The sequence below is a fragment of the Marinomonas sp. TI.3.20 genome (assembly GCF_038155025.1).
Classification (GTDB): Bacteria; Pseudomonadota; Gammaproteobacteria; order Pseudomonadales; family Marinomonadaceae; genus Marinomonas; species Marinomonas flavescens.
The window spans coordinates 185,776-210,995 of sequence record NZ_JBAKAS010000005.1; the positions used below are offsets into that span (position 1 = coordinate 185,776).

Here is a 25,220-nt window from a genome sequence, read left to right on the forward strand (position 1 = left end):
ATGGAAGGCATGTACGCATTCTGCGTTGGATTACTTACCGCCTGCGGTGTGTTTTTAACACTAAGAGGCCGCAGTTTTTCTGTGGTAGTTGGACTCACACTCCTTTCTTACGCAGTGAACTTATTTCTGTTCGCCAGTGGTCGCTTAAAACTAGACGCTGCTGCTGTGTTAGGGCAATCAAAAAGCATTGGCGACCCGCTCCCTCAAGCTCTCGTTTTAACCGCAATCGTTATCGGCTTTGCGATGACGGCTTTTGCTGTGATTCTAGCCATGCGCGCCAGAGCAGATTTAGGGAATGATCATGTTGACGGTCAAATACCTCAACCGAGACATGGCATTAATCAAAAAACAGGAGGGACAAAGTAAATGCAGCATTTGAGCATTTTGCCTATTCTTATTCCTTTGATTGTTGGCGCGGCACTACTATTGCCTCCGCTGTCTAAGAACATTCAAAGACAAAGAGTCGCCGCCCTTTTTGGTCTTTTTTTACTGATGATTTCTGCTTTCTATTTGCTCTATCAAGTACAAATGGAAGGCGTTCACCTTTACGCGTTAGGGGATTGGCAGCCGCCTTTTGGCATTGTTTTAGTCGCTGATCCAGTATCGGTATTACTCGTCGCACTAACCTCTTTCCTTGCGTTTGCGGTCATGCTTTATGCTGTTAATGGACAAGATAGAGGCGGGGCGTATTTTCACCCTCTCTTTATGTTTCAAGTTATGGGCATTAATGGCGCGTTTTTAACGGGCGATATTTTCAACTTATTCGTTTTCTTCGAAGTATTGTTAATTGCTTCTTATGCCTTACTCGTTCATGGCGGAGGCAAACAGAGAACCCAAGCGACGCTGCATTACGTCATTCTCAACCTAGTGGGCTCTAGCCTATTCTTATTTGGCCTAGGCATTATCTACGGTACGCTTGGCACATTGAATATGGCGGATCTTGCAGTCAAAGTCAGCAGCTTGCATGCGGAGAATGCCACACTCGCAAAAACTGGCGCGCTCTTACTGTTAGTGGTGTTTGGACTAAAAGCAGCGATGCTACCATTGCATTTTTGGCTGCCAAAAACCTACGCTAGCGCCAGCGCCCCCGTGGCAGCCTTATTTGCCATTATGACCAAGGTCGGAATTTATAGTATTTTCCGTGTTTATACGGTTATTTTTGGGGATCACGCTGGAGAATTAGCAAATATAGCCACACCATGGCTTTGGCCTCTGGCGTTGCTCACTATTGCCGTTGGTACGATTGGAATCTTGGCCAGCCCTGGTTTAAAAACTCTCATTGGCAACTTAGTTGTTCTGTCTAGCGGTACTCTCCTTGCCTGTGCAGCGATCAATTCTGAAGCGGCCACGTCTGCAGCGCTTTATTATCTGGTGCACAGTACGTTAGCTTCGGCAGGGCTTTTCTTACTTGCCGACATGATTGCAAGACAGCGAGGCCAAGCAGAAGACCGATTTGTCCATTCACGACCATTAATGCAACCTAGGCTGCTGGCTATTCTGTTTTCAGTTGGTGCCTTAGCCATGATAGGAATGCCTCCTCTCTCTGGCTTCATTGGTAAGATCATGATTTTACAATCGACCCAATCTGTCGCGGAATCATTATGGTTATGGCCGTTGGTATTATTAGGAAGTTTGGCAGCATTAATTACCTTTTCGCGGGGTGGGACAACGCTATTTTGGCGCCATAATGGAAACGTCTCAACAGAAGGCGAAGCGGCAAAACCATTAGAAATCACCGCGGTTATTCTGTTATTTCTCGCGTCTCCGGTCATGGTTATCTTTGGGGGGGATATGACAATCTATACCCAACACGCTGCCCATTATTTACATGACTTCCAATCTTCAGCTTATGACTTACTGCCAGGAATAATGCCATGAGATTTTTCCCTATGCCCTTCCACAGCATGATGCTGTTTGTGGTTTGGTTGCTACTCAATAATTCTATTAGTGCTGGTCAAATAGTTCTGGCGGCCTTTTTTGCGATCACCATCCCTTGGCTGGTTAAAGATATGCGTGACGAGCATCCCAAAATTCGCCGACCATTTTTGGCTATTCGCTATGTTTTGATGGTGATGAAAGACATCGTTGTGGCCAATGTAGAAGTCGCTCTTTTAATTATTGGACCCATTAAAAAACTTCAGCCTGGCTTTGTTGCCATCCCTATTAATCTGTCATCAGATTTAGGAATCACCATACTAGCAAGCACGGTTTCGTTAACACCTGGAACCGTCAGCGCTGAGATATCAAAAGATAAAACTTGGCTTTATATTCACTCACTTCATCTTGAGGATGAACAAGCCTTAATTGCCGAGATTAAAACTCGCTATGAAGCCCCTATCAAGGAGATCTTCGGATGCTAATCTGGACCATTACTATTGTTGCAATATGCATCTGTATTGCACTGATATTAAATCTATGGCGCTTAATTCAGGGACCAACTATTTCTGACCGGATCCTAGCGCTGGATACCATGTACATAAATACCATTGCCTTGATTCTACTGTACGGTATGTACATAGGAAGTGGCTTGTACTTTGAAGCGGCATTACTTATTGCCATGTTAGGGTTTGTTAGTACCGCAGCACTATGTAAGTACTTACTTCGTGGCGACATCATAGAATAGGACTAATTATGCCTTTATATCTCGAAATTATTGTTTGTGTTCTGTTATTAATCGGTGGCATTTTTCTACTGGTTGGTTCTTATGGTCTTGCGCGTTTGCCCGATATTTATATGCGCTTACACAGCCCAACCAAAGCCTCAACGCTTGGCATCACAGGTGTCTTATTGGCTTCTATGATTTTGCAAAGTTACCTGCAAGATTTTGTGTCTATAAAAGAGCTGCTGATTACCTTATTTTTGCTAATCACCGCTCCTGTTGCGGCCAATATGATCGCTAAAACAGCGATTCACCATGGCATCAAACCTTTAGAAAAAACACGCGGGAAAAGTTTGATAGAAAAAATGCGTCACCGTAACAACCCACCAGAATAAGCCTTTTACTTTTAGAGCATGAAAGTAGATAGCTAAAAAAGCCCTTCTAACAGAAGTTAGAAGGGCTTTTTATTTTTCATATTCTAAAACAGTTGTTTTGATGGATACACTGCCGCTTGGCTTCCTAATAGCACAGAAACAGCTGAGCTCGGCATTGGTTTATAAAAGTAATAGCCCTGATATATTTGGCATCCCATATCTTTTAACAACTCTGCTTGTTGGCGAGTCTCAACCCCTTCTGCAACCGTAGTAAGCCCCAAGTTACGCGCTAAGTGAATAATTGTTTCACAGATGGTTGTGTCTTCCGAGTGCTTCCCACACTCATCTACAAATGACTGGTCAATTTTTAAAACATCCAAAGGCAAACGTTTTAGATAATTAAGCGACGAATAACCAGTGCCAAAATCATCGACTGAGATTTTTATCTTGAGCGCTTTAAGCTCTGCCATAACAGCAATACAACACTCAATATCTTGAAGTAGAACACCTTCTGTAATTTCAATTTCTAGCAGTTCACCAGAGATCGAATAAAATGCCAACTTTTCCGAAATATAGGAAACAAAGTTGTTTAACGTAAGGTGACGGCCTGAAATATTTACCGCCACAGGAACCAGCGTTAGGCCTTTCTTCCGCCATTCAGACTGCTGCTTTAAGGCGCGATCAACGACCCATTCTCCTATTTTCACAATGAGGCTGGACTCTTCCGCGATTGGAATAAAATCACCGGGAGAAATAAGTCCTTTTGATGGGTGATTCCAACGAATAAGCGCTTCTAAACCAACGATATGATCCTTATCTATAAAAACTTTGGGCTGATAAACCAAACTAAATTGATCAAGCATAAGTGCTTCATGCATCTCCTGCTCAAATCCAAACTTTTTCGTAACAGCAAAGGCCATTTCTGGCTGAAAAAATTGTGCATTGTCGCGACCTTTTTCTTTTGCCCAATACATGGCGATATCTGCCTGCTGAATCAGTTTATCGGCATCTACTTTGGCATCACAAGAAAGAGTAATGCCAACGCTAGTGGGAATATTTAACAACTGTCCTCTTAAGCTAACAGGTTCTCGCATAACCTCTAGAACCTGTTGAGCACGCTGTTTTATGGTTTTTTCTGATACGTCTTTCGTCATCATTAAAATAAATTCATCACCGCCCCAACGAGCAATAATGTCAGAGTCATCAGACACTTGAGCTAATCGTCCAGCCACTTCACACAGTAGCTCATCTCCCGCTTTATGACCTAAGGTGTCATTAATCGTTTTGAATTTATCTAGGTCTAAGAAAAGTAAACCTACCGATGTTTTTTGCTTTGATGCAAAGAGCAAGGCTCTTACCAACTTATCCATTAAGTAGGTACGGTTATACAAACTGGTCAATGGGTCACTGTAGGCCAGAAAACGAAGCCTTTCTTGCAACTTGAATTGCCGGGTAACGTCTCTTATATGTAAAGTAAATTCTTCTAGGCTTACAGATGTATTGTCCACTTTTGTTCGAGTAATCGAAATTTCAGCGGGGAAGAAATTATGGAGATCTCTTCGTAAACGAAATGCGTTTCGTCGATTAAGAACCAATCCTTTAGAAGAAGAAAAACCTACGTTTAAACTCCCTAAGATGACATCTCGATCTTCCTCAAGAATAAAACTGTCGATGAAGCTTTTACCCTTCACCTGTTTTTTGAGGCAACCAAACGTTCTCTCTGCAGCAAGGTTAAATTCGATCACTGCACCTTGTTGATCTATAGTAACAATGCAATCCATAGATGAATTAAGAATGGCGGTTTTACGCATTTCACTTTCTTTAAAACGTGATAGCGCCTCGTCACGCTGTGCAATTTCTTCATTTACTCGGCCTATCACTTGATTATATTTACGAGCAATTTGCCCTACCTCGGTAAACGGCTCTTCAAGAACTGGCGCAGAAAAATCAACATTGTTTTGTTGATATTGCATGGATACTAATAAGTCAAAAAGCTCTGTCGTTGCACGATGCTCAGAGACATTCAGACCTTGTTCTTCCTCTTCTATTGTTACTCTCAACGGCATAATTTTATTTAGTAGCCGCATAGAGACATAGCCCACCACAAAACAATACGCACCGATTGACACAATCCCTAATGCTTGAACACTCAGCTGCTGGATAAAACTTAACCCTGTGCCTATTTTTTCAGGGTCGCCAAACAGCGCCACGCTCAAAGTGCCCCAAATTCCAGCAAAGAGATGCGCAGGAACGACGTCAAGTGCATCATCTAGGTGCAATCGTTCCATTAAAAGGCTGCCATAATAGACCACGACACCAGATACGGCTCCAATAATGGCCGCTGACGCTGGTGAAACCACGTGACAAGACGCCGTTATACCAACAAGCCCAGCAATAACACCATTTAAAATAAAGCTAACATCGACAAAACCGTCTCTAAAATAATTAATTAATGCTGCTATTAGCCCGCCCCATACAGCAGAAAGAAAGGTATTCAAAATAATAATAGGTACTTCATTTGTGAGCGACAATGTACTGCCGCCATTAAAACCAATCCAACCAAACCAAATCAGTAAAACACCAAGGGCCGAAAGAGGTAAATTATTCCCTGGCGGCAAACGAATACCCTGTTCAAACCGACCGAGTCTTGGTCCAATAATTATAATCGCCGCGAGAGCCACCCAACCGCCGACAGAATGAACTACGGTTGAACCGGCAAAATCGATAAAACCCATGGATTCTAGCCAACCTTGCTGGCCTGTTCCTCCATAGGCTCCAGACCAAGCCCAATGGCCTGTAATCGGATAAATAATCGCCATTAGAATCACTGTGACCGCCAAATACCCTATAAAAGACATGCGCTCAGCAACCGCGCCAGAGGTCAAAGTGGCCGCCGTGCCACAGAACATCATTTGAAAAAGGAAAAAGCTAATTTGCCAAGGTGTATTATGATCGCCGAATACAAACTCAGTGGAACCAAACATTCCCCAGACGGAATCACCGAACATAATACCAAAGCCAAATAGCCAATATATTGCGGTAGAAATAACAAAGTCAGAGATATTTTTGGCAGCTACATTAATACTGTTTTTACTTCGAATACGGCCGCTTTCCAAGCATAAGAAACCAGCTTGCATCATAAACACCAGTGCTGATGCCACTAGCAACCAATAAAAATCTGACATAAATATCCTCTGTAGATACACTCATCCCTAGTAAGAGAGGCGTCATAATGACCGCCTCACCACGCCCGATTATCAGAGCAGCTCTGCAAATACGACACAGTGCCAGTACTAGTCCATTCAATACTCACGCCAACTTGGTTTTTTTAAGCAATGTTTGATAAACCTCTGATATAGAAGATTTAATTTTCTAATGGAAATACTCACAAAAAACACAGATTGAATACATGATTCGTTAGGAAGAGAATGAAAATAAATGGCCGAAGACGGCGAAGACAGTAGAAGAAACATCAAGAAAAGAGGTGTAGATCAAATGTATTTATATAAAAAAGCTCAGCCTTGATAGCTCAACCTGACTATCAGGACTGAATTATTAAGGCTGAGCAATAAACGTAGTCGTTTTGTATCGCGATTCGTTGTGTGGAAAAAATCCTAAAACGCTTAACTAAAAGTCAGAATATAATTATCTGCTGCAAGGTAATCCGCTTCTCGCTGTAAGTTAGCGAGCGTCAATGGCCTGTTGTCTAGCCAATCGGGTAAGAACTCCGCATGTAGACTCTTATCGCCTGCTTTCAAAGTAAAAATAGGCATGTCACCCTCTTTACGGTCATTGTGTAGCAAGATAGACAATCGTAAAAGTATCGCGAGTCGATCCAAGTCTTGTTGATCACTTTTTGTAAATTTGTAATCTAAAGACTGAGTGAACTTCCGACGGTGACGTAAAATAAGATTAGCCAATGCTTGCTGTTCCTGTTGGGAAAAGCCCGGCATATCTGATTCACTGATGATATAGGCGCCATGCTTATGGTATCGGCTATGCGATATTCCGACGCCTACTTCATGAAGAAGACCTGCCCAACGCAGCAAATCTTCGCTGGAAATACTCTTTACTTCCCAGTCATCTTTTACTTGAGCCAATGCTGACAACGCAGTATGAGTAACCAGTTTCGCCTGTTCTGTATCGATGTGATATTGGTTGAGCATATAGTTAACAGTACGCTCACGAATATCTGATTCTGCATAACGTCCCATAATGTCATACAAGACCCCTTCTCGTAGGGCACCGGTCGAAAAGTCCATCTGCTTGATATCAAAACATTCAAATACCGCGGTAAGAATAGCGATACCTGCAGCAAAGGTACCTTTGCGCTCCGGCTTTAAGCCTGGAAGATCAATATTATCCGCATGCCCTGCTTCTAATAACGCTTTTTGAATTTGCTTGAGCGTTTTTGGCGTGATGCCTTTTTTGCTCCAGTTATTCTCTTTAATAATGTTAAAAGCGGCTTTTATTGTTCCCGATGAACCAATGGCAACATCCCATTGCTCATCCAAGTAATCGTCTTGAATACTCAATAGCTCTAAGCGAGCTGCGGTCACTGCCTTTTGGAAATTCGGCTTAGTAATGGTGCCATCTTCAAAGAAACGCTGACGAAAACCCACACATCCCATATGCAAGCTTTCTGTGAGTATCGGTTCTAGCTGCTGGCCGATAATAAATTCTGTACTACCGCCGCCGATATCAACAACAAGTCGCTTTAGTTCACCATGATCCATGGTTTTCGAAACACCGACATAAATCAGTCGAGCTTCTTCTCGTCCTGCAATAATTTCGACCGGGTGGCTCATGATATCCATGGCTTTGCCAATAAAATCATAACGATTTTTCGCCACACGCAGCGCATTGGTTCCAACAACACGCACCGAGCCTGGAGGCATGTCTTCGATTACTTGCGCAAATTGTGCGAGGCAATCCAATCCTCTTTGCTGAGATTCTTCATCAAGAATCCCATTATGTAAACCCGCTGCAAGCTGTACTTTTTCACCAAACTCGCTAGTAATGCGTAATTGTCCATGGGTAACTTGAGCAATTACCATATGGAAACTGTTCGAGCCTAGGTCAATAGCCGCAATTTTTTCAAAGGGAAAGTCATGAGATTGTTGCAGGAAGAGTGATTGCATCCAGAACGCCTTAAGTCATGGTCTTGATCAATAGAGTATATCAGGTGTCCTCCATAAAAATAAGAAAACCAACAGCGATGAGGCGTGAATTCTACGTGCTATTTAAAAACATCCGCGACGATGAAAAGAAATACAATTAAGAACTGTAAATTTGAAAATGAATGCATAAAAAATCAGTTAGTTCGATCAAAAAATTAACAAAAAGTGCCTTTTTAGCCCTTTTCACTATAGACCTTGCGTTTAAGTCCCACTATAGTAGGGACGGTCTTAATAAAAGTTTGGTTATTTTCACAGATTTTTTAGGACTCCAATCAAATTGTTTCACGCTGTATTGGCTTTGCCCCAACTGGGCTCATTTAGTAACCTTAGTAGAGAATAAATCTTTTTCAGGTTTCTTGATGCCAAATAGCTGATATATTGTTAAATACTTCCAGACATTGATTAGTGTTCATATTAAAACCTGATCCCGTCAATTTTCCTCTTAAGATGAGCTAATGCAAAACCCGTTTATGAACCTTACCGAATTAAAACAGAAATCAGTACACGAACTCTTAGATATCGCAGCTGAGATGGGCTTAGACAATATGGCCCGCTCTCGTAAGCAAGATGTCATCTTTTCTATCCTTAAGCGACATGCTAAAGGCGGCGAAGATATATATGGCGACGGTATCCTAGAGATTCTGCAAGACGGCTTTGGCTTCCTACGATCCCCTGATAGCTCTTATTTAGCAGGGCCTGACGATATATATGTATCACCTAGCCAAATTCGTCGCTTTAATTTACGAACTGGCGATACTATTGCCGGAAAAATTCGACCACCTAAAGATGGCGAGCGTTATTTCGCGTTATTAAAAGTTAGCGAAATCAACTTCGACAAACCTGAAAGTGTTCGTAATAAAATTCTTTTCGAAAACTTAACACCTCTTTTCCCTGATGAACGTTTATTAATGGAAGCGGGTAATGGCTCAACAGAAGACATTACTTCACGCATCATTGATCTTGTTGCGCCTATGGGTAAAGGGCAGCGCGCCTTGGTTGTTTCTCCGCCAAAAGCGGGTAAAACCTTCATGCTGCAAAATATAGCCAACGCGATTACCCGTAACAGCCCAGAATGTCATTTGATCGTTTTATTGATCGATGAACGTCCTGAGGAAGTAACAGAAATGTCACGTACTGTTCGTGGTGAAGTCGTTGCATCTACATTCGATGAGCCACCAACTCGTCACGTGCAAGTTGCTGAAATGGTGCTTGAAAAAGCCAAACGTCTTGTTGAACACAAACGCGACGTTGTCATCCTACTAGATTCTATTACTCGTCTTGCTCGTGCTTACAACACGGTGATCCCTTCTTCCGGTAAAGTATTAACCGGTGGTGTTGATGCTAACGCCCTAGAACGTCCAAAACGATTCTTCGGTGCAGCACGTAACATTGAAGAAGGTGGCAGTTTGACCATTATTGCAACAGCATTGGTTGATACTGGCTCTAAAATGGATGAAGTAATCTTCGAAGAATTTAAAGGAACAGGTAACTCAGAGTTACACCTTGATCGTAAGATTGCTGAAAAACGCACCTTCCCGGCAATCAACATTCGCCGTTCAGGTACTCGTCGTGAAGACCTTCTTACTTCTGAAGACGAACTACAGCGTATGTGGATTTTACGTAAGTTGTTGAATCCAATGGAAGATGTTGCTGCAACAGAATTCTTGATCGATCGATTACGCGTAACCAAAACAAATGACGAATTTTTTGAGTCCATGAAGGGCAAAAATAAATAATTCTGTCTGACTAAATTAAAAAACCACTTTTAGTAAGTGGTTTTTTTTTACCTAAATTGTCAGTATAACCAATCATTCGTTTGAGAGATTTTTATACTTACTGAAGCAAGTGAGACTTGCAACGGAGCAGCAAAGTGAAAAACGTAACCGCAAAAGTTAGTTCAGTTGAACGTATTAATAAAAATGTCTACGAAGTGACACTTAAAATAGACAATACGTCATTTATTGCGGGTCAATATTTGATGGTTGTTTTGCCTACAGGCGAACAAGTTCCGTATTCTATTGGCAGCGCACCTCACGTTCTACCCAATATTACTTTGTTTATTCTTGTCTCTGATTCAAATTCTTTAGCGAACAAGGTCATCGAATACATCAGTGCAAATGACCACATTGACATTAAAATGCCTGGTGGTGACAGCCACCTTGAAAGCGGTGCTTTTGTAGAAAGCGCAGAGCACATTCTTTTAATTGCCGGCGGTACTGGTTTTTCTCAAATGAAAAGCCTTTACGACAGCCTGATCAAGCGACAGTTTAAAGGACATGTTTCTTTGTATTGGGGCTTAAGAACGCCAGATGATATTTTCATGCAGGATTGGATCAAGCAAGCACAAGATGAGCACACCTTCTCACTAGACGTGGTTGTTAATGACGCTGATGAAAGTTGGCAAGGAAGGACTGGTTGGCTATATGAAGCCGTATTAGAAGATCATCCTGACCTCAGCAATAGTATCGCCTTTATCAGTGGCTCGGTAGGAATGGTGTACGGTACATTAGATCAACTCGAAACAAGAGGTATCAGCAAAGAACATTGCTTCTCTGACGTTTTCGCTTATGCACCTCACCCGAGCAAGCCCGCACAATAAAAGATAACGGGGACAAATAATCATAAAAAAGCGAGACAGGTGCTCGCTTTTTTATGATTTAAAAACATCTATTTTAGGTTATGCGACACTAAGACAAGTCTGTTGCCACAATCCAAGAATGCTTTTTTGATCGTCTTCCGTCATGCCTTCTGCATCAAGCGTATCTCTAAGCGTTCCTTCAAACGCCTCATCAAACAACGCTTTACCTTCACCTTCAGCACTACTATGAAGACCTAAAAGACCTAAAAGATAAGCACAGTAAAATAGCTGATCCCCTTCTTCCGCTGTATGTTCAATATCGCGTAGCGCGTCGCTAAGCTGGTCCGCTCGTTCTGCAAAAGTCATTGCCATGTTTTGTCTCTTTTCAGTTTTTAACACACACTACAAATAAAAAAGCTGAGGACGAATCCTCAGCTTTTCATTCTATTTGTATATATTATGGTTTTAGCTTTAATGTCGTCAACGTTCGTTCACGAATAGAAAGAAGTAAGTCGGTATTTTCTATTAGAGACTCACCATAAGAAGGCACCATTTCTTTCATTTTAGATTGCCATTCTTTAGACGCTATTTTTTCTGGGAAGCAACGTTCCAAGATTTTGATCATAGTATCTACTGTGGTTGAAGCACCCGGTGACGCACCTAATAAAGCCGCCAATGAACCATCTTTTGTAGTAATGGCTTCGGTACCAAACTCTAGCTTACCGCCTACTTTTTCATCTTTCTTGATGATCTGAACACGTTGTCCAGCATACGCTAATTTCCAGTCTTCATCTTTCGCATCAGGGAAGAAATTACGTAAAGAATCACAACGATCTTTATGCGATTTTTTCACTTCGCTAATCAAGTATTTGGTCAAATCCATGTTGTTTTTACCAACAGATAGAATTGGCTTCAAATTATTGCAACGCATGCTCATTGGAAAATCTAGTATTGATCCCGACTTCAAAAACTTCGTTGTAAAGCCAGCAAAGGGACCAAACAAGATGGCTTTCTTACCATCGATAATGCGAGTATCTAAATGAGGGACAGACATTGGTGGCGCACCAATAGGAGCCGCACCGTATACTTTCGCAAAGTGTTGTTCAACGATTTCAGGTTTTTCACAAACCAGCCACTGACCACTTACTGGAAATCCACCGTAGCCTTTACCTTCCTCAACACCAGACTTTTGCAGCAATGGTAATGCTCCACCACCAGCACCAAGAAAGAGAAATTTCGTGTTGAATCGTTGTGTAGTGCCATTGTGATGTACTAACACATCCCAAGAACCATTTTGGTTTTTACTGATGCTTTTTACTTCTGCATTCACATGTAACTCGAAGTTATCCATGCTCTGTAGATTTTTCGTCATATTACGAGCAATTGAACCAAAGTTCACATCAGAACCATGTTCTACACGAGTCACGGCTAACGGCTCACCACTAGCTCGATGATTCATAATAAGCGGCATCCATTCTTGCATTTTTTCACGGTCTTCAGTGAACTGCATTTCTTTAAAGGCAGGATGAGCACTCATTGCTTCATAACGGGCTTTTAGCTTTCTAACATTCTCTTCACCCCAAACAAAGCTTTGGTGAGGAACGCGGTGTATAAATTCTTGAGGGGCAGGAAGTTTGCCTTGATCAACAAGGTAAGACCAAAATTGAAGGCTAACCTCAAAAGCTGCGTTGATCTTGATGGCTTTATCAAGGTTGATACTGCCATCTGCATTTTCTGAAGTATAATTCAGTTCACAATACGCTGCATGGCCAGTTCCTGCATTATTCCAGCCATCAGTACTTTCTTGGGCAATACTATCCAAACGCTCGACCATGGTAATGGAAAGGCTTGGATCTAATTGCTTGAGTAACATGCCTAGAGTGGTGCTCATTGCACCGCCTCCGACTAATAAAACATCTACAGAGTTTAAGGTCATATCATTTCGCCGTGTCATCGCCAATTTGGATTTGAGAGTGATGATAAAAGAAGGCTTGTGGCCAGCAGTGATGTAAATTAAGGAGGAACTGCGGTACTTTCTCGTCACTCTTCTCAGTACGCTTTTATTTGCAATAGGGAGCGCAAAGCCTAAAAACGAACAACCTAGCTAGGATTCTGAGTAGGTATCATTTAATTATACGGATTTTACCAATAATGTCTTGAGACCTTAGTCGAAGATAATGCTTACCTCCTCGACTTTAATATAAGTAATAAGAATTTTATCTACTTTTAGTATCGTTTTCTGTGGTTTTCGCTACATATAATTAGCAGTTTGATTGTGTTTTTCTGCTATATTTAAAAAACGATAGTGAGTATAAATAGAATCAATTATCTATGATGTAGCGGAGGTGTCGTATGAAAGCTCAAGATATCATGGTTCGCGATGTAATTTGCGTTAACATTGATGCACGATTACCAGAAGTAAAAGCCGTTATGCAAAAAAATGGCTTCCATCATTTGCCTGTTATAGAAAATGACATATTAGTTGGCATTATTTCTGATCGAGATTTATTACGCATGATCAGCCCGTTTATTGATAGTCTCTCTGAACAACAAAGAGACCTTGAAACACTCAATCACGCGGCACATCAAATCATGACTCGCCAACCAATTGCCGTAAAAGCCGACTCGCCAATCGAGAAAATTGTGAATTGGATGATGCAAGCCAGCATTTCTTGCATCCCTGTAATCGATGAAGATCAACACGTTCTTGGCATTATTACTTGGCGTGATTTGTTAAAACACGCCAAGTTCTAACTCAATGTGTTTGTGCTTGATCGCCTAGCTGGTCTGCTAAGTCTTCTTTCGTGAATATGTATTGCTCAGCACAAAACTGGCAATCCACTTTAATTGAGCCTTGTTCAATCAACAGCTGACGCACTTCATCAGCTCCAATCGAAATAACGGCATCCAATGTACGCTGGCGAGAACAAGAACAACCAAACTGCATGGCTTTAGTATCGTAAAGACGGACTTCTTCTTCATGATATAAACGGTGCAATAACGTCTCTGTATCTAGAGTCAGTAACTCTTCGTCTTTTACGGTTGATGCTAGGTGTGTAAAACGCTCCCAACCATCTTCATCGCCCTCTTCTGCTTGTTCAGCGGGAAGTCGTTGTAAAAACAAACCAGCACATTGAGCGCCATTTGCCGCCAACCAAACTCGACTCGGTAGCTGCTCAGATTGATAAAAGTATTGCTCAAGACACTCTGCTAACGTATCTCCAACAATTTCAACAATCCCTTGGTAACGCTGACCGTTACGAGGACTAATGGTAATAACTAAATAACCGCCCTCTAAGACCTCTTTTAACGAAATCGTCTCAGGCACCACTTGCGATTCGTCCCATTGGGCAATACCGCGCAAGTTTTGCAACTCATCACACTCGGTCATTACCGCAGACAAAAAGCCATTACCCTTCGCTTGAATAGATAGTACACCATCAATTTTGATGATATCCCTAAGCAGTGCAATTGCCGCCACAAATTCACCTAATAGCTTTTCAATCGCTAGTGGGTAGTTTTTGCGTTTAATAATTTCTTGATAAGCACTATTCAATACAACATGCTCACCGCGCACATTCGTATTATCAAAAGAAAAGCGCTGAATTTCATTAGTCGTTAAATCGTTCACAAATCACACCTTGTGCTAATTAACAGCACGAGTAAAAGTTCAAATGGATATTGCCGCGCATTTTACCCTTGAGCGTTAAAATCATCCACTTTAAACAGTGTATAAACAGGGAATCTTTGTCGCCCCTATTTCGTTTACCTCTGTGTCGCTCTAAAATACTAACCATTACTTTTAAGTTAAACAGCTTACACTTAGCACCTAATCATCGACTCCAAAGAGATTTCTTGTTCTTATGATTCAGTTTACCGAAGTCAGTCTACAACGTGGTACCCAGTTCCTTCTTGAGGACACCGATCTCACTATTTTTGAAGGTCAAAAAGTCGGTTTAATTGGCGCCAACGGAGCAGGAAAGTCCTCATTATTTGCCATGATTAAAGGCGACTTAAACGCCGACACCGGCAGTGTTGTTTTGCCTGGAAATCGTCGATTAGCCTTTATGGCGCAAGAAGTGGGCGAAACACAGCGTAGCGCTGTAGATTATTGCCTAGACGGTGACGAGCAACTAAGAATAATTGAAAGCAATATTGCCCGAGCACAAGCACAAGAAAATAATCACGACCATGCCCATTGGTTAGGTGAATTTGAAATCGCCCATGGCTACTCTGCTCAATCTCGCGCCGAAACACTGCTGCAAGGTTTAGGGTTCAAAATGGCCGACATGCAGAGACCTGTCTCAGACTTTTCTGGCGGCTGGCGTATACGCCTTAACCTAGCAAAAGCGTTAATGAGTCCATCTGATGTTTTATTACTCGATGAGCCGACCAACCATTTGGACTTAGACGCGGTTATGTGGCTGGAAAATTGGTTACGCCAATATCCGGGCACCCTAGTGCTTATTTCCCATGACCGAGACTTTTTAGACGGTATCTGTAGTCACATTGTCCATCTTTACCAAAAGAAACTTGTTCTTTATAAAGGTAACTACTCGAACTACGAGCGTCAGCGAGCGGAACATTTAGCGCAACAACAAGCCAACCATGAGCGCCAACAAGCCAAGCGCGCTCACATGCAAGAGTATGTAAACCGGTTTCGCTATAAAGCAGATAAGGCGAAGCAAGCACAAAGCCGTCTGCGCATGCTTGAGAAGATGGAGATCATTGGCCCTGCTCACATCGACTCTCAGTTTGAGTTCTCGATTCCGGTGGCTGAAAAAACCTCTCAGTTACTCATTAATTTATCGCAAGCAAACTTAGGCTACACTTTAGAATCTGGCGCTAAAGTGGTTCAACTTGGCGACACCAACTTTGCCATCCGCGACGGCCAGCGTATTGGTCTACTTGGTCCCAATGGTGCGGGTAAATCCACGCTAATTAAATCCATTGTAGGCGAGTTAACACTGCTGTCGGGAGAGCGAATTACCGGCGAGAACCTTAAAATTGGTTACTTCTCTCAACATCAACTAAGTGCGCTCGACCTTGAAGCCTCACCTCTTCTGCATATTCAACGCTTGTCTCCGAAGATACTCGAAAGCGACATTCGCCGTTATTTAGGCGGCTTTGGCTTTACCGGTGATGACGCACTAAGAGCCGTGAAAGGCTTCTCTGGTGGAGAGAAGGCGAGACTCGCGCTGTCACTCATCGCTTGGACTCGTCCTAACTTATTGGTACTCGATGAGCCAACTAACCATTTAGACATCGACATGCGTCAAGCCTTAACAGAAGCACTGCAAGAGTTTCCAGGCGCCATCTTAGTGGTATCCCACGATCGTCACTTACTCAACAGCACCGTCGATGAGTTTTGTTTGGTTGCGGATAATCAGATACAAGCCTTCGATGGCGACTTGAGTGCTTACCACGCTTGGCTACAAGCTCGACAAGCTAACTCCGCTCAAGCAGAGAAAAGCGAAGCCACACAAGACAAGGTAGAAAAAGTCGATCGTAAAGAAGAGCGTCGCAAAGCCGCCGAGCTGCGCGAAAAGCTACGTCCATTGCGCAAGCAAGTCGAGAAATATGAAAAAGCCGTACAAACGGCGCAAACACACCTAGATACTATTTCTGAATCCATGGCGGATGCCTCACTTTATAACGCCGACCAAAGAGAAAAGTTACAAGCACTGCTAAGCGACGAAGCAAAGTGGAAAAAGTCATTGGAAGAAAACGAAGAAGCCTGGTTTGAGCTACAAGAAGAACTCGAAGAGGCCGAGGCCAATCTCGCCTAAGAAGCGTATTTAAGGCCAGAAACAACGGCGTATTAGACTGTATGACTTATATCTGTCACACAAGTTAAGTACATTAACGAACAGCAAGACAGGAGCTAATGGATGACATTTCCATACACTCGCATGCGACGCATGCGTAAAAATGATTTCTCTCGCCGTCTTATGCGTGAAAACCGCCTAAGTACAGACGATTTAATCTACCCAATGTTTGTCGTAGAGGGCAACAATGTTCGTGAAACAGTCGCCTCTATGCCCGGCATTGAACGCGTGTCGATTGACCTTTTATTAAAAGAAGCGCAAGAACTGGTCGCGCTTGGCATCCCTATGGTGGCACTTTTCCCTGTTGTCGCGGCAGATAAAAAGTCACTCATGGCAGAAGAGTCTTACAATCCTAATGGCTTAGCTCAACGTGCTGTTCGTGCATTAAAAGAGTCTTTTCCTGAATTGGGCGTGATGACAGATGTGGCACTTGATCCGTTCACGACTCATGGCCAAGATGGCATCATTGATGACTCAGGTTACGTCCTCAACGACACCACCATTGAAGTACTCGTGAAACAAGCCTTATCCCATGCTAAAGCTGGTGCCGATGTGATCGCACCATCCGACATGATGGATGGCCGCATTGGTGAAATCCGAGAAGAGCTCGAAACAGAAGGCTTTATCAACACCATGATCATGGCGTATTCCGCTAAATATGCTTCCGCGTACTACGGCCCTTTTCGCGATGCAGTGGGCTCAAGCGGCAATCTTGGTAAGAGTAATAAATCCACTTACCAGATGGACCCGGCAAATTCTGACGAAGCCATTCGTGAAGTCATACTAGACCTAGACGAAGGCGCAGATATGGTAATGGTAAAACCAGGCATGCCATATTTGGATCTGGTACGCCGCGTTAAGCACGAGTTAGAAGTGCCTACATTTGTCTATCAAGTGAGTGGTGAATACGCCATGCACATGGCCGCTTTTCAAAATGGCTGGCTCGACAAAGATTCGATCATTATGGAATCTCTATTGGCCTTTAAACGTGCTGGCGCCGACGGCATTTTAACCTATTTTGCGAAAGACGCAGCACGCATACTAAAGGCCCAGCAATAACGCTAAGTCCTTCTCATGCAATGTCAAAATACTCCTATTAGGATGTAAATAAGATTAAAGAGACGGTGACCTTCTGGCTGTGTTGGTGTAATTTGTAAGTTAATGCCCACTCATTTACGAACGGGCATTAGTTCAATACCAATAATATAAAACGACGGTATTTGGGAGTGATAAAAAGGCATGTCAGAACAGTCAGTAAATGAAGTGGATAAAAAAGAAATCGCCCCTATGCCCACCAAAGAAATAGGTGGAGAAGAGCTGGTACTGGAACCTATTCCAGAGCAGCCGCAGGACCCTAGCAAAGTTTCTTTAGAAGAACGTTTGCCTGAGGAGATTGACCTTGCAGACCCCGAGCTTTATTTCAACCGTGAATTGAGTCATTTGCAGTTCAATGCGCGCGTACTTGAACAAGCCATGGATGAAAACCACCCCATTCTGAACCGTCTAACGTTCTTGTGTATCTTTAGCTCAAACATGGATGAATTTTTTGAAATTCGTGTTGCGGGATTAAAAAGCCAGTTAGAGTACAGCCGTGAGAAGAATGGCCCTGACGGCATGCACCCGAAAAAAGTCCTTAGTTTAATCAGTGAACAAGCTCACAAACTAGTACGCCGCCAATACCGTATTCTCAATGACATCATCTTTCCAAAATTGACCGCCGAAGATGTTAAGTTTATTCGCCGTTCCGTTTGGAACGAAAAACAAGCGACATGGGCTAAACGATATTTTCGCGACAATGTGCTACCCATTATAAGTCCAATAGGACTTGACCCAGCACACCCTTTTCCTCGACTCGCCAACAAGACCTTTAACTTTGTCGTCGAGCTAGAAGGACGCGATGCCTTTGGCCGAGAAAATGGTCTCGCTATTGTACCAGCACCAAGCTCTCTGCCACGCCTTGTCAAAATGCCTGACGATGTGTCTGAAGGAGGCGATAACCTCGTCTTCCTATCTTCTATTATTCATGCGCATGCCGATCAATTATTCCCTGGCATGACGGTAAAAGGCTGTTTCCAATTCCGCCTCACACGAAACGCAGACTTAGAAGTAGACTCAGATGACATCGGCGTCGATTTGGCCGGTGCGCTAAGAACCGAATTACAAAGCCGCCATTACGGTAGCTCGGTACGTCTTGAGATTGCCGACAACTGCCCAACGCACATCATCGACTCCTTACTTAAGCAGTTTGATTTAGAAACCCAAGATCTCTACAAAACAGACGGTCCAGTCAATCTAAGTCGTTTAATGGCCGTGCTTGAATTAGTCGATCGCCCCGATCTTATGTACCCTCCTTTTTCGCCAGGTTTACCAAGAAAACTGGCTAGCTCAGGCGGAATATTCGAAGCGATTCGACAACGTGATTACCTTTTAATGCATCCTTTTGAGAGCTTTGCTCCAGTCATCGATTTTCTAAGTGACGCAGCCAAAGACCCTTATGTTGTTGCCATTCGTCAAACGCTATACCGTACCGGCGCTCGCTCCCCTATTGCTAACGCATTAGTAGAGGCCGCTCGAAATGGCAAAGAAGTCACCGTGGTCATTGAACTACGAGCACGTTTCGATGAAGCCGAAAACTTAGCCTTAGCCAGCCGTCTACAAGATGCTGGTGCGATCGTGGTTTATGGCGTTGTCCGCCATAAAACTCACGCTAAAATGATCCTTATCGTGCGTAGAGAAGGAACAGAGCTGACACGTTACGTTCACCTCGGTACTGGCAACTACCACGCAGGCAACGCTCGTCTTTATACCGATTACAGCTTCCTAACCTGTGACAAAGAAATCGGCGACGATGTTCATCGCGTGTTTCAGCAATTAACGGGGATGAGCAAAGAGTTGAAAGTGAAAAAGCTATTACACGCGCCTTTCACATTACGCGATCGCTTGCTGGATATGATTAACCGCGAAGCGGAAAACGCCCAAAAAGGCGATCCGTCTCGAATCATCATCAAAGTAAACTCGCTTACTGAGCAACGCTTAGTACAAGCTCTGTATAAAGCCTCCCAAGCTGGCGTAAAAATCGACTTGATCGTTCGAGGTATTTGTACCCTGCGCCCTGGTATTAAAGGCATCTCCTCTAATATCCGTGTACGCAGCATTATTGGTCGTTTCTTAGAACATACTCGTGTGTATTACTTCTACAACAACCGCAACCCTCAGGTTTATCTGTCCAGTGCGGATGGCATGGATCGTAACTTAAACAACCGTATTGAAGTTGCCTTCCCGCTACAGGATCTAAAACTGTCTCGTCGTGTGAAAAAAGAGCTGGAACTTTACCTTGCGGATAATACCCAAAGTTGGGTGTTACAAAGCGATGGCTCATACCAGTTGTCTAAACCACGAAAAGGCGAATATCGCAGCGCTCAGCGCACCTTACTGAGCGATCTCGCTGATAGCACGCGCTAACCAGTACACTCGTCACTATTTATACACAAAGCCCAGCGAATGCTGGGCTTTTTTTGTGAATAACCACCCTACTTATCCCACGAATTAAGTGTGCCCTAGATATCACAACGTTATCGTCACAACGAGTAATACAGCATTAAAGATCGGGGTTTCGCACTTAAGTACCGACAAAAAGTGCATTTTTTGTTGGTGTGTTTGCTGATTACATTTAGAATCCCTCCCCTTAAATGTCTAATAATGTAAGTAGTTGAATAATAGACTGCTTTTTAGCCGTTCTGAGCCTATTAGCACGCTATTACAAATAGATAAAACTTTGAGCACTTAATCATAAAAAAGGAAGACCCAATGAAAAACGCCATATTAGGCGTCCAAATGTTATTCGTTGCATTTGGCGCTTTAGTATTAGTCCCCTTACTGACAGGCCTTGATCCAAATGTTGCTTTATTTGGTGCCGGTATGGGGACTTTGCTTTTTCAAGTTGTCACACGTCGCACTGTGCCTATTTTTCTAGCGTCTTCATTTGCGTTTATCGCACCAATTCTATACGGCATCCAAACTTGGGGATTAGCGTCTACCATGGGTGGATTAATTGCGGCTGGATTCGTTTATGTCATTCTAGGGGCGCTTATTAAATTAAAAGGCCCTGGCTTTATTCACCGCTTATTACCACCGGTTGTCATTGGGCCTATTATTATGGTTATTGGCTTAGGCTTAGCTCCAACGGCTGTCAATATGGCAATGGGCAAAAGTGGTGATGGCTCTGCTCAGTTAATTAATGCTGACATCTCTATTTGGATTGCTCTTGCCTCTTTATTAACCACTATTTTTATTAGCGTCTTTAGTAAAGGTATTTTTAAACTACTGCCTATTTTTGGCGGCATTATCGTTGGCTACTCACTAAGCTTAATATTCGGCATCGTTAACTTCGACGCAGTACATCAAGCCGCTTGGTTTGTTATGCCAAACTTTACCGCGCCTGAGTTCAATATAAACGCCATTTTATTTATGATTCCAGTCGCCATAGCGCCTGCCATAGAACATGTTGGCGATATACTTTCTATCTCCAGCGTCACTGGCAAAGATTACTTAAAAAAACCAGGCTTGCATCGCACTATCGCGGGAGATGGGATCGCTACCATGGCAGCTGCAATGGTAGGCGCGCCACCAAATACAACCTACAGTGAAGTCACTGGCGCTGTCATGCTTACTAAAGCTTTTAATCCCGTCATAATGACATGGGCAGCGATTGCCGCGATTATTCTTGCTTGGGTTGGCAAACTAGGCGCCTTATTACAAACTATTCCTCTACCTGTTATGGGGGGGATTATGATTTTATTATTTGGCTCCATAGCCGCTGTTGGCCTCAACACGTTAATTAAAAACCAAGTAGACCTTCATAAATCACGTAACCTTGTTATTGTCGGCGTTACACTAGTCTTCGGCATTGGCGGAATGGCCTTCGGCATTGGCAAATTCAACTTACAAGGCATCAGCCTATGCGGCATCGTTGCTATTCTTCTTAACCTAGTGCTACCAAAAGACATTGGCGACAACCATATTGTTGACAACGCACAAATAGAATAAGTTTTTACGCACACTAAAAAAGTAAAAACAAAAAACCTCCAATAATGGCACTGCCTTATTGGAGGTTTTTTTATAATCAGGAAAAGACACAGAGTAATGTGATGTTATAAATACAGTCGTCCTGCTTAGGTACTATCCACAAGACCGTTTAATATTGGAAAGCTCAGTGATGAGTGAAAGAGGATACTTTAAACAATAAGTCATTTAATTTTTCAATATTAAAATTCCAAGAAAAATGTATTTCATTACAATTCAGATATCAAAGTCAAGCACATCACCCTTTCCCAGTGATTCACAAAAGGTGATTCATCAACAGCTTTTTGGAATATAACACTCTTACTCGACTCAGCACTTATTTGAAGACCTAACAATGCTCGATATTGCGACATCAAAGTAACAAGCCTTGGGCCCGCTTCCTTCGAGAACCTTAATCCCAGTTCAAAATCATTGAAGTGCTTTTCAACTCTTTTTTTATGAGAATCTTCCCAATGCTCAGGGGGTGAAACAAAGTACTCAATAACACCTGGTTCAGCATCATTACTTGGAAGAAATCGAGCAGAAAGCCACTGCTCATTGAAATAACGATCATTGTCCAGGTAAGGTTGTATTACTTGCTCATCCTCTATTGCTGCATACCCCTCTCCCTTACCATCCATATTACAATCTCGACACGAAGGTACTAAATTCACAGGTATTATTGAAAACTGAGGAAAATGTGCTTTCGGTAAGTAGTGGTCTAAATTCCGAGGACGTCCGATACCACCACAAAAGGGACATTTTTCGTCAGCTGCTACCATTAGAGAATCATATACAGCTCTAGCTGGTTTCTTGTTACCAACTAAATAGTTTCCATACAACTTTATCAAATCAGATTTCTTTAGTTGCCCTAAAACAACGGGGTCATCTTCATCTTGAATTTGTAGGGGCTCAATTGTATATAACTCACCCATTACACCAGAAGCCTCATATTCTTGTGCTTTCGCTTGCAGGTTTGGAATCGCATCATTAACTTTCTGAAGAAGCCCTCTGTTACCAGTTATGCCATCCCGACATAGGTCAAGCACTTCAACATAGCCGTAATTAGGCTGTGTAAGTTTAAGCATCAACCAACACTCCTGTCTCTGTGAACAACAAGAGCCTTTAACAATGCTCTAGCTTCAACCCCTAACTGCTTTTCATAATCATCAACAATATCTTCATAACTACCTCCAGTGGCAACGGATTTGACTAATAAATCATGGAATCCAGATTTTGTGACCTCTAATCCAAAAACTTCTCTTGTTAAAATACCAACATTTTCACCAAATGTTTCTATTGCTGGTCTACGTGATTCAGTCGCTAATCTAACTCTATTAATTTTCCAAACACATTTCTTAGGAATTTCTTGAAGTACAACTGGAGAGTGAGTTGCAATTATTGAGACACCATTGCGATCTAGAAGCAAATCAGACAACGCTCTAATAAATGCAGACAACAATGGTGGGTGTAAATGACTCTCTGGTTCATCAATTAATACAAGTGTCTTCTCTTCTACTGCAGCAACTAACCGAGTGATAGTAAGTAGGACAACAGCATGACCAGAGCTCATATTTTTAATACGTTTTTTAGCTTTTTTAGAAACGTCGTCTCCCGAATACTCAGCTAAATTTTTGAGCCTCATACTGGCAAAGTTTTCATCAGATTCAAGCGTATTAATAGCTTTTAGCCAACGAGCCTTTCTTGAAGGTTGGCTAAAACATAAACCTAGAGCTTTCAGAAAGTCATCATGTAAATCACTCAGACTTTTTAAAGAATCTTGATCGTTTTTTAAACCAATATAAAAGTAGCATGCTCCTTTTGAAGGATCAGGTTGCTCCTTGGGAGGCTCAAAGGGGTCAAAGGCACTAAAAGAAACTGAGACTAAACTACTAAAATAATCATCTTCTATTGGTAGATTATCCCTTATAGACTCCAAATCAAAAAAATCTGCATCTGATCCACCTTTACTAGTTACGGCTTCGATCATGCCATTCAGCAACGTTGTTTTTCCAACCCCATTACGACTAATAATGGCATGTATGTTAGTGCTAGGTTTTTGATCTATCTGAACATCAAACTTTAACTCTATACCTGACATTTTTTCTTGAGCTGGCCTGACAAACTTAAACTTAAAGTTTGTCAGTGGATTACTCCCGTTTAGTACGCGGGCAAACTGACCTTTTATAACTGACAAGCTAACATTTCGGAGTAAAGAGGTTTTAAAAACGTCTTCATCTTGAGCTATCTCTATTAAATTTGGCTTACAAACAATATCTTTAAGAGCACCTAATAGCGTAGCTCTGGTTGTTATAGATAGCTTTGCTATACACTGGTAATAATCAACATCTAACCCGACAGAAAAGTATCCCTCAGGAAGAGATTCAAAATTTGAATCCAGTGTACTATAGGTGCTCTTCTCTATAGTTTGTCCCTTAAAGCCAATTTTAATACCACCTATTTCATGGAGCTCACCTTTATCGTCAAACAACTTCAGATCGAACATCGTAACAAATGAAAAGTCATTCCAATGGTCGATTTTCAGATAAGCTGTACTAAAGCCCTCACTTGGAATACGCTGATTTCGAGGCACTACTACAATCTTCATCCAATGGTTCCTTTATTACCTTGTTATCTACTCATGAGGTCTAATTAGGAGTAGTAATTAAAAAAATCTTGTTTCATATAGATAATTAACTGCAATTACGATGGTTATTATCCATTGTACTAAAGATCCAGCCAAGCACTAGCCAGTCATAGCTTGTTTGATGCCTGTACTCACATCTACTTGAGATAGGTAAGCTTAAACTTGTGGTAATGCGGTTAATTATGGCTGCTAACTGACAGTATCACTCGTATGCGGTATCTTGTACTGTTTATATCAATAGCAACCATACTTAATAGGGTAACCAGCATCGATTCGCGAATTTTTAAGGTACGCTTGGATGGTTTATTCAACTGTTCAATCCAGTTTGTTGTGTATACTATCTTTCGAACCTTATACTCAAATTCCAAATAAGTTGTTTAGTAACTTAAGAAATTAGAAGCAGCCAGACAGGCTAAGTTTGCATACCAGATAAACTGTTTATTATTCGCGATATCGGGCTTTTAGAAAGTAATGATGCAGAAAATGCAAGAACAAGAAGCGACCTTTGATTCTAAGCATGACCCACAAGATCGTTTGGTGTTGGCTAGCTTGTCGGTTACGACGAGGGTCAGAGCCCTTAAACGGCGAGTGATGTGGTTGATTGGACTTTGTGCGACTGTTTAAGGGGTCTGACCCTGCCGAGTCGGTGCAATCAGTGTGAGAGGTTCTTGTTTTGCATTTGTGCTGACGCGTCGAGGTACGAGACAGGCGCAAGCAAATGGAAGAACAAGAGGCGACTTTTCGTAGGAGGGTTAGGCCCCCCTTCTGTGTTTTTCCCGACTTATTTCAGACAAAAAAAGCCCTGACAGCGTTAGCTATCAAGGCTTTCTTAATTATAAGCTTGACGACGACCTACTCTCACATGGGATCCCCCACACTACCATCGGCGATGACGCTTTTCACTTCTGAGTTCGGGATGGGATCAGGTGGTTCAACGTCTCTATGATCGTCAA

At 42.4% G+C, this 25,220-nt stretch carries 20 protein-coding genes and 1 rRNA gene; 13 read left to right on the forward strand and 8 right to left on the reverse strand.

From position 1 onward, the window contains the following. The 5 genes from V6259_RS07780 to V6259_RS07800 are packed head-to-tail and all read left to right on the forward strand — an operon-like array spanning nucleotide 1 to nucleotide 2,994. The gene (locus tag V6259_RS07780; RefSeq protein WP_341584099.1) at nucleotides 1-366 is read left to right on the forward strand and encodes a Na+/H+ antiporter subunit C; all 366 of its coding nucleotides are present in this window, start codon (nucleotides 1-3) and stop codon (nucleotides 364-366) included. Further along, the gene (locus tag V6259_RS07785) at nucleotides 367-1,878 is read left to right on the forward strand and encodes a monovalent cation/H+ antiporter subunit D (RefSeq protein ID WP_341584088.1); all 1,512 of its coding nucleotides are present in this window, start codon (nucleotides 367-369) and stop codon (nucleotides 1,876-1,878) included. After that, nucleotides 1,875-2,360, forward strand: coding sequence for a Na+/H+ antiporter subunit E (locus tag V6259_RS07790; RefSeq protein ID WP_341584089.1), 486 nt, complete (start codon nucleotides 1,875-1,877; stop codon nucleotides 2,358-2,360). Before V6259_RS07785 ends, V6259_RS07790 begins: the two co-directional genes overlap by 4 nt. Then, entirely contained in the window at nucleotides 2,354-2,623 is a 270-nt protein-coding gene (locus V6259_RS07795; protein ID WP_133013398.1) for a K+/H+ antiporter subunit F, read from the forward strand. Before V6259_RS07790 ends, V6259_RS07795 begins: the two co-directional genes overlap by 7 nt. An 8-nt stretch (nucleotides 2,624-2,631) precedes the next feature. Next, a complete protein-coding gene (locus V6259_RS07800; RefSeq protein ID WP_133013397.1) occupies nucleotides 2,632-2,994 on the forward strand; it encodes a Na+/H+ antiporter subunit G in 363 nt (120 codons plus the stop codon). A gap of 83 nt (nucleotides 2,995-3,077) precedes the next feature. Here the strand turns inward: V6259_RS07800 and amt are convergent, their stop codons facing one another. Together amt and ppx are read right to left on the reverse strand one after the other, a co-directional pair. Further along, nucleotides 3,078-6,158 carry an ammonium transporter gene (amt, locus tag V6259_RS07805; protein WP_341584090.1) on the reverse strand — a complete coding sequence of 1,027 codons (3,081 nt, stop codon included), beginning with the start codon at nucleotides 6,156-6,158 and terminating at the stop codon, nucleotides 3,078-3,080. A gap of 438 nt (nucleotides 6,159-6,596) precedes the next feature. Next, on the reverse strand, nucleotides 6,597-8,114 hold the full coding sequence (gene ppx, locus V6259_RS07810) for an exopolyphosphatase (RefSeq protein WP_341584091.1): 1,518 nt from the start codon (nucleotides 8,112-8,114) through the stop codon (nucleotides 6,597-6,599). A gap of 509 nt (nucleotides 8,115-8,623) precedes the next feature. Here ppx and rho point away from each other — a divergent pair. Then, nucleotides 8,624-9,889, forward strand: coding sequence for a transcription termination factor Rho (gene rho / locus V6259_RS07815; RefSeq protein ID WP_133013424.1), 1,266 nt, complete (start codon nucleotides 8,624-8,626; stop codon nucleotides 9,887-9,889). A 134-nt stretch (nucleotides 9,890-10,023) separates the two neighbouring features. Beyond that, nucleotides 10,024-10,752 carry an NAD(P)H-flavin reductase gene (locus V6259_RS07820; RefSeq protein WP_133013393.1) on the forward strand — a complete coding sequence of 243 codons (729 nt, stop codon included), beginning with the start codon at nucleotides 10,024-10,026 and terminating at the stop codon, nucleotides 10,750-10,752. 78 nt (nucleotides 10,753-10,830) lie between these two features. Here V6259_RS07820 and V6259_RS07825 read toward each other — a convergent pair whose 3' ends face one another. Both V6259_RS07825 and mqo read right to left on the reverse strand, forming a co-directional pair. Then, nucleotides 10,831-11,103, reverse strand: a complete 273-nt coding sequence (locus V6259_RS07825) for a hypothetical protein (protein WP_341584092.1) — start codon at nucleotides 11,101-11,103, stop codon at nucleotides 10,831-10,833. An 85-nt stretch (nucleotides 11,104-11,188) separates the two neighbouring features. Next, nucleotides 11,189-12,667 carry a malate dehydrogenase (quinone) gene (mqo, locus tag V6259_RS07830; RefSeq protein WP_445928504.1) on the reverse strand — a complete coding sequence of 493 codons (1,479 nt, stop codon included), beginning with the start codon at nucleotides 12,665-12,667 and terminating at the stop codon, nucleotides 11,189-11,191. Nucleotides 12,668-13,083: 416 nt separating this feature from the next. On the opposite strand from mqo, the gene V6259_RS07835 reads away from it, so the two are divergent. Next, complete coding sequence (locus tag V6259_RS07835) at nucleotides 13,084-13,485, forward strand: CBS domain-containing protein (RefSeq protein WP_133013391.1); 402 nt, start codon at nucleotides 13,084-13,086, stop codon at nucleotides 13,483-13,485. Between the two features lies 1 nt (nucleotide 13,486). On the opposite strand, the gene hslO is transcribed toward V6259_RS07835, so the two are convergent. Continuing rightward, nucleotides 13,487-14,362 carry an Hsp33 family molecular chaperone HslO gene (hslO, locus tag V6259_RS07840; RefSeq protein ID WP_133013390.1) on the reverse strand — a complete coding sequence of 292 codons (876 nt, stop codon included), beginning with the start codon at nucleotides 14,360-14,362 and terminating at the stop codon, nucleotides 13,487-13,489. 232 nt (nucleotides 14,363-14,594) lie between these two features. Here hslO and V6259_RS07845 point away from each other — a divergent pair, with 232 nt between their 5' ends. The 4 genes from V6259_RS07845 (at nucleotide 14,595) to V6259_RS07860 (ending at nucleotide 21,605) form a co-directional block, all read left to right on the forward strand. Then, nucleotides 14,595-16,520 (forward strand): ABC-F family ATP-binding cassette domain-containing protein, encoded by a 1,926-nt coding sequence (locus V6259_RS07845; RefSeq protein ID WP_341584093.1) that lies wholly within the window; start codon nucleotides 14,595-14,597, stop codon nucleotides 16,518-16,520. Nucleotides 16,521-16,622: 102 nt separating this feature from the next. Next, entirely contained in the window at nucleotides 16,623-17,618 is a 996-nt protein-coding gene (hemB, locus tag V6259_RS07850; protein ID WP_341584094.1) for a porphobilinogen synthase, read from the forward strand. A gap of 180 nt (nucleotides 17,619-17,798) precedes the next feature. Then, nucleotides 17,799-20,021 carry a polyphosphate kinase 1 gene (ppk1, locus tag V6259_RS07855; RefSeq protein WP_341584095.1) on the forward strand — a complete coding sequence of 741 codons (2,223 nt, stop codon included), beginning with the start codon at nucleotides 17,799-17,801 and terminating at the stop codon, nucleotides 20,019-20,021. Between the two features lie 345 nt (nucleotides 20,022-20,366). After that, the gene (locus tag V6259_RS07860; protein ID WP_133013386.1) at nucleotides 20,367-21,605 is read left to right on the forward strand and encodes a uracil-xanthine permease family protein; all 1,239 of its coding nucleotides are present in this window, start codon (nucleotides 20,367-20,369) and stop codon (nucleotides 21,603-21,605) included. Nucleotides 21,606-21,850: 245 nt separating this feature from the next. Here V6259_RS07860 and V6259_RS07865 read toward each other — a convergent pair whose 3' ends face one another. Together V6259_RS07865 and V6259_RS07870 are read right to left on the reverse strand one after the other, a co-directional pair. Then, the gene (locus V6259_RS07865) at nucleotides 21,851-22,708 is read right to left on the reverse strand and encodes an HNH endonuclease (protein WP_341584096.1); all 858 of its coding nucleotides are present in this window, start codon (nucleotides 22,706-22,708) and stop codon (nucleotides 21,851-21,853) included. Beyond that, nucleotides 22,708-24,228, reverse strand: a complete 1,521-nt coding sequence (locus V6259_RS07870; protein WP_341584097.1) for an AAA family ATPase — start codon at nucleotides 24,226-24,228, stop codon at nucleotides 22,708-22,710. The genes V6259_RS07865 and V6259_RS07870 overlap by 1 nt, the downstream gene beginning before the upstream one ends. A 510-nt stretch (nucleotides 24,229-24,738) precedes the next feature. Here V6259_RS07870 and V6259_RS07875 point away from each other — a divergent pair. Next, entirely contained in the window at nucleotides 24,739-24,891 is a 153-nt protein-coding gene (locus V6259_RS07875; protein WP_341584098.1) for a hypothetical protein, read from the forward strand. A 215-nt stretch (nucleotides 24,892-25,106) separates the two neighbouring features. Here the strand turns inward: V6259_RS07875 and rrf are convergent. Beyond that, nucleotides 25,107-25,220 (reverse strand): 5S ribosomal RNA (gene rrf / locus V6259_RS07880).